Raw genomic sequence first — 5,480 nt, 5'->3', positions numbered from 1 at the left:
CTGCCCTGAACGAAGCGAGCGATGTCTGAACTACGAGAGATTCTACCAATGCCAGCGCCCGTTGCCAAACAAGCGAAGGTGTGCCGAAGGCCTAGCGTAAAAACCATGTTATGCGACACAGTGCTGCTATTCGCCGTCACACAATTGGGATATGTGTGCTTCGAGAATCACGCTCCTCACGCCGAGGAAATCTTGGAAACTTTCATCGGCGTATGCAAAAGCGTCTGGCGGTGGAAGCATCGCAGAATCGAAGACCGTGGCGGCTTGGTCACCGAGGTCGTTTGTGATTTGCGGTATGTAAGCCGATGGCTCCGCATCACTGATGCGATTGTTTTCGTTAGCGGCCAATATGCAGATGTTGACGATTGAGTTTGAGCTTCGAGTTTGACCGATTCGCTTTAGGTGAGCCTTAGGGTAGATGTGATGAAACTGTCGTTTATTGTAAACGGACAGTGCACTACCAACGTCAACTAGAGTACCAGAGATGAGGTTGCGTGGTGCTGACCTAGCCAATGCCAGAACAAACGCTTTGGATACAGCACCTTGAAAATTAAAATTCTGCTGGATTAGTATTTGAGCATCAGGTGCGTTTCCGAAGTCTGAAACGCGTCCATCACCGTTCGCTATCCAATTGCTCATCTTTGGCAGTGAAGAACTAACGAACGCCTCCGAAGCGCCACGATAATGTTGCGAGAAGCTTGAACGCCAGAACCACTGCCTAAGTCGCCGCGTTTGCTCAGCCGTTAGCTCACCAAATTTTGAGAATAAATTTACCACGCACACTAACTGTGCCTCATATGGGAGAAAGCTCATCGAAGCGATGTGAAATTCAGTGCCGAGGAGATCAACCGCGCGCAGCATCGCGGTCCTGACAGATTCTGTAGCGGTTGTGATGTCCTTTTTTGGACGTTGTCGAAGAGTCAGCACATCCTCTTTTTTGACGCTGCCAAGCAAGACTGCTGAGATGCATTTCAAAATGCTGTCATTGGAAATTCCGTCGAATCCTTTGGGTTCGATCGCATCGGCGATAGCGTTCGATTGATCTGATAGATCAAACTCCTGCGTCCACGTTGCGGCCGCGATGAGATCGAATGTTGAGAGCTTAGTTCCGGAACTGTTTATTCGCTCGAATATTGGGCACACTTCGGCGACCGTAAGGTCACGAAGTTCAACAACCGGAAGGCGGTAGCCCGTTATTGCACCGATCAACGCATCGAGGCGTTTTTGAAGTGTTTCGTGATTCTCAAGTGTCTGTAACGCGGTGCGGAAATTCAGCAACTCAGTGGTGCGATATGTCAAGCGTAGCGGGAAGTGATGGACGGCTCTTTGATTTGGCGATGCCTCGAACCGTTCATCTTCCAAGTTGTAGTAAGGCGTGAACCCTTCAGTCATTGGATCAGCGCCGAAGCTCGAATACATGACGGTAAGTCGTTGCTGCCCGTCGAGTACGTACTTAGTTGGCGTCATATCGTCGGTTTCAGGAAGCGAAAAATCGCCGATATTGCGTTCGGCCCGAAGTTTTTCGACCGTTCGCCAGAGTAGCACACTGCCAACCGGGTAGCCGTTGGCGAGACTGTCCAGAAGTGCCAAAGCTTGATCGACCTTCCAGACGAAAGGGCGTTGGAATTTGGGGACCTTGACCTCACCACGGTCAATGTCGGTGATTAAGTCTTCAATGTTAGACGGCTCAGTGGTGAGACGCCCGCGGATGTGTTGTGGCATGACGTTTTATCCGGCGTGTCGCCTAACGGAAGGTTTTTACGTCACCGCCGTGAACGAAGCGAGCGACTCTGAATTGCCAGAGATTGTACCAATGCGAAGGCCCGTTGCCAAAGAGCCAAGGTGATCGCGGGTTTGCACCAGTCGGAACGCGACCGAAGGGATAGACTGTTGCACACCGAAAGACCCTCCAACGACGACAGCCGCGACTAGCGTAAAAACCATGTTGTGCGGCCGTCGCGCTACCGAACAAGCATCCGTATCGCGAAACCAATGAATGCGAGCGACCATATGAGCATTGGCATCAAGATGAAGCCACCAAGGCCCACAACACTGAAAACGAAGGCCGCAACGGAAAACGCGATGGCCAGCCACGGTTGGCCGAGTCCGATGGCAACTGGAGACGCGATGATGTTGATGTACGGCCAAAATGTGGCAGCGTCGAGAAGCTTTTGCGCAGGCGTCAGCGATGGTGGCGCGTCGTGATCGTCATGTGGCTCTGCGTTCAATTTGTTCTAGGCCGCACAACGGATTGTGTGGCCGACGCCGCCCCTGACCGAAGCGAAAGACGTTGGCCACCGAAAGATTATACAACGAGAGCCTACGATGAATGAAGAAGGAAGGTGTCTGCGGCATGGATGCCGCAACTCAGCGGCCACACATTGTTAGGCGACCACGCGTTCGTACTCGTGCTCCTACTCGTACTCAGGACGGTACTCATACTCGCCGCCCAGCGAAGTGGATAACGTCGACACCGCTCTAATCGAGTAGGAGTACGAGTACCGCTTCGCTGAGTACGAGTACGATGTGCTGGATTCCCGGCCCATTGCCAAGGAGACAAGATTATCCCAAAGGCCTAGCGTAAAAAACATGTTCAAATCATCCGCCGCTGGCTGTTACACATACTGCCATCGGGACTGCACCGAGTACGTCATTAAGGCCTGCTTCACTCGTCATCGATGCGTTCGCAGGAAGAGCTGCGGTTGCTGATCGCTGTCTCGCTGGGGGAGGTTTACTACTTGCTGTGTCACGAGCAGATCGTGATGGCATGCGGCTCCAAGATGGCTTGTCCGCAGTGTGGCAGGGCGATGTTCAGTCTTGGGTGCTATCCGCCGATCGACGCTGCGATGGGGCAATGGCTACAGGAGCAATCGGCACGAGCACCACCATGACCGCGATCCGGTTCTTCAATCGGAATGGAAAACGCTTCACTCGCCAGAACGAATCAGCTCGCCTTGGTCATGGGTTTGGAGTCAGGCTCGTCCCTCGCTGACCCCAAACCCTAAAAAGTTGTGCGACAATTACGCGCGGCCTAGGAGGAAATCACAAAGTCTCTTTGCCTGCCATTCACGTTCCGCCGGATTATCATGCGTCGCCCAAACGGCAGCCTTTGCCGCGTATGCGCAGCAGTAACATTCTTCCGTGGGATCAGAGATAATGTCTGTGCAGCTATGGGCGGCTACCGCAGCCCACTCCGCGGAATATATTGCGCGGCCGAGTGGCGAAGCCTCGGCAACACTGATCGTGGTGCCCTCAATTCGGTCAAATTCTTCGCTCGCTGTCACACCAGCGTCAGACGCGGCGGAGGAAAGAGCCGCAAAGTCGTGTGAAAGTTCACCGCGCAACCAACCCGTGGCAGCGGCAATTGCGTCAGCAGGGCGGGAATCTTCAGAATTGAACGCTAGCCAATAATGTTGAACGCGAGAAGCGCATTCACATGCGAACGCAACCCGCTGATGAGTCGTCAAAGGCTGCACTGCTTGCTCTATGCGAGACCGATAGTGCTCCGGCAATGATTGGGGCGGATCCCCAAGTTGGGAGAGAGCTTCTGGATCGCCAAGCTCGGCGGCAAGTTGAATCATGAATTGATTTGCCATATGCCGCACAACGGAAGGTTTTTACGACACCGCCGTTACCGAGGCGGTGGAGTTTGAATCACGAAGAATTGTACCAATGCCAGCGCCCGTTGCCGAACAAGCGAAGGTGTGCCGAAGGCCTAGCGTAAAAATCATGTTGGCCGACCTTGAAGCGGAGAAGAAGCATCCACCGCCTACGGTTCGGACATCTGCGGAGTCAGCAAGTTGGCCCGAACCCATTGAGACAAACGGTACAAAGCAAGCGGGCCACCATAGTGGTGCCAATCGAACCTTGTTCCATCAATGTCATTCGTGTCCAGCGTTATTACGTTATCCACAATGAAAACCTGATTGCGGCAGAGAGGGTCGATGCTCCAGTGTGGGTCGGCCGGATTGTGGCTAAACGCATTGCGGATGAGCCGAGAAATTTCAAAGGCAGAGCAAATGTTCCAATCTGGATTATCCCGTGCATCAGGGACGACATCTTGAAACGCGTGCCGAATCCAGACCGCTAGATTCATCGAAATCGTGTGTCCAAGTGCCGCCGCAGCCATCGTGGCATCATCGAAGTCAAGAGTAAGTTCGTCCTTCGACAGTGCGTGAGCACCGTATGTCCAACCGCAGAATTTGTCGGTCGGCAGGCCACCCATTTCTCCAGTCGCAGGGTCGGGCGCATAAAGAGCACTTTTCGCATGTTCAACGAAAAGGAACTGCATTTCTGCCCAGCGGAGGAATCGGTCGTGTTTTTCAGCGAGATTCATGCTGCAACGACACAATCGAGAAGACTAGGTTCGGCCAACGGAAGGTTTTTACGTCGCCGTTCTTCACCGAAGAGAACGACATTGAAGTACGAAAGATTCTACCAACACCAATGCCCGTTGCCAAACAACGAAGGCGATCGCGGGCTGGCAGCAGATGGAACGTGACCGAAGCGATTGACTGTTGCCCACCGAAAGACTCTCCAACGACGACAGCCGCGACCTTGCGTAAAAACCATGTTACACGACCGGCACCATCACTCTGCGTGCAACCGCAGGCGTTCGAGCACGGAGAATACGGCATCTGGCGATTGCTGCTCGAAGTACGTGAAATGCAACCGCAAAGTTCCGCCGGAATGGTCAAGGTGTTTGTGGTTTGGCGGAATCTGCGAAATCAGTTTTGGCGACGCCCACTGTTGCGCAATGAGAGCGAGTGGCACACCGGATGAGAGCGCCCACGTTGCATGACCACCAGCGATGGTCGGAAGTGGAGATGCAGCAAGGCAGGCGGCCACAATCTGCGAAACGTCAGCGTCGTCAGGAGTAGTCGCGTTGCGAACGTGTGGTGCGTCGAAGTCATCACCCGCGGCAACGCTATCACGGGTGATGTACAGTTTCATCGGCGTGAATCACCAAACGACTAGGTCGTGTAACGGAAGGTTTTTACGACACCGCCCTAAACGAAGCGGTGGAGTTTGAATCTCGAGAAATTGTACCAATGCCAACGCCCGTTGCCAAACAAACGAAGGTGTGCCGAAGGCCTAGCGTAAAAACCATGTTAGGCGTCTCTTGAAGCGGCAATACGATCTAGCGTAACGCGGGCTTCGGCAGCCGATTGTGTCAAATGATCGAAGACGATCACGGCATCGGGGACGGGAATTGCGCCGCGTTGATCGCGACACCAGTCACCAATGTTCGTCATGTGCGGCCATATTGCATCATCAAACGACTGAAGCTGCGGTTCGGTCAGTTGTGCCATGTATCGGTCGCGTTCAACGTCATCACCGATCGACCACTCGAGCGCGTCTGGAAGAAGATGGCGAAATGATCCGGGGATCGAGTCAGGGTCGATCACAACGCCATCGAGGTCAGCGTACCGAGATCGAATCGTCTGTTCGTCATCCATTTGGGAAACCTAGAGACGCCT

7 protein-coding genes are annotated in these 5,480 nt (G+C 53.6%); 3 read left to right on the top strand and 4 right to left on the bottom strand.

The genetic code is table 11. The features are described from left to right. Nucleotides 1-126 precede the first annotated feature (126 nt). Nucleotides 127-1,722, bottom strand: a complete 1,596-nt coding sequence (locus RMSM_RS06970; RefSeq protein ID WP_008693456.1) for a DUF262 domain-containing protein — start codon at nucleotides 1,720-1,722, stop codon at nucleotides 127-129. 270 nt (nucleotides 1,723-1,992) lie between these two features. Here RMSM_RS06970 and RMSM_RS40740 point away from each other — a divergent pair, with 270 nt between their 5' ends. Continuing rightward, a complete protein-coding gene (locus RMSM_RS40740; protein ID WP_160168248.1) occupies nucleotides 1,993-2,205 on the top strand; it encodes a hypothetical protein in 213 nt (70 codons plus the stop codon). 473 nt (nucleotides 2,206-2,678) lie between these two features. After that, complete coding sequence (locus RMSM_RS06955; protein WP_040764535.1) at nucleotides 2,679-2,891, top strand: hypothetical protein; 213 nt, start codon at nucleotides 2,679-2,681, stop codon at nucleotides 2,889-2,891. Nucleotides 2,892-3,020: 129 nt separating this feature from the next. On the opposite strand, the gene RMSM_RS43735 is transcribed toward RMSM_RS06955, so the two are convergent. Both RMSM_RS43735 and RMSM_RS06945 read right to left on the bottom strand, forming a co-directional pair. Then, nucleotides 3,021-3,581, bottom strand: coding sequence for a putative immunity protein (locus RMSM_RS43735; RefSeq protein WP_040764533.1), 561 nt, complete (start codon nucleotides 3,579-3,581; stop codon nucleotides 3,021-3,023). Between the two features lie 188 nt (nucleotides 3,582-3,769). Further along, entirely contained in the window at nucleotides 3,770-4,336 is a 567-nt protein-coding gene (locus tag RMSM_RS06945; protein ID WP_040764531.1) for a hypothetical protein, read from the bottom strand. 221 nt (nucleotides 4,337-4,557) lie between these two features. On the opposite strand from RMSM_RS06945, the gene RMSM_RS06940 reads away from it, so the two are divergent. Next, complete coding sequence (locus RMSM_RS06940) at nucleotides 4,558-4,782, top strand: hypothetical protein (protein ID WP_144057444.1); 225 nt, start codon at nucleotides 4,558-4,560, stop codon at nucleotides 4,780-4,782. A gap of 329 nt (nucleotides 4,783-5,111) precedes the next feature. Here the strand turns inward: RMSM_RS06940 and RMSM_RS06935 are convergent, their stop codons facing one another. Further along, nucleotides 5,112-5,459 (bottom strand): hypothetical protein, encoded by a 348-nt coding sequence (locus RMSM_RS06935; RefSeq protein WP_008693450.1) that lies wholly within the window; start codon nucleotides 5,457-5,459, stop codon nucleotides 5,112-5,114. Between the last annotated feature and the right edge of the window lie 21 nt (nucleotides 5,460-5,480).

Origin of the sequence: Rhodopirellula maiorica SM1, assembly GCF_000346295.1 — a bacterium.
Classification (GTDB): Bacteria; Planctomycetota; Planctomycetia; order Pirellulales; family Pirellulaceae; genus Novipirellula; species Novipirellula maiorica.
This window is presented reverse-complemented; position numbering and strand designations above follow the sequence as displayed.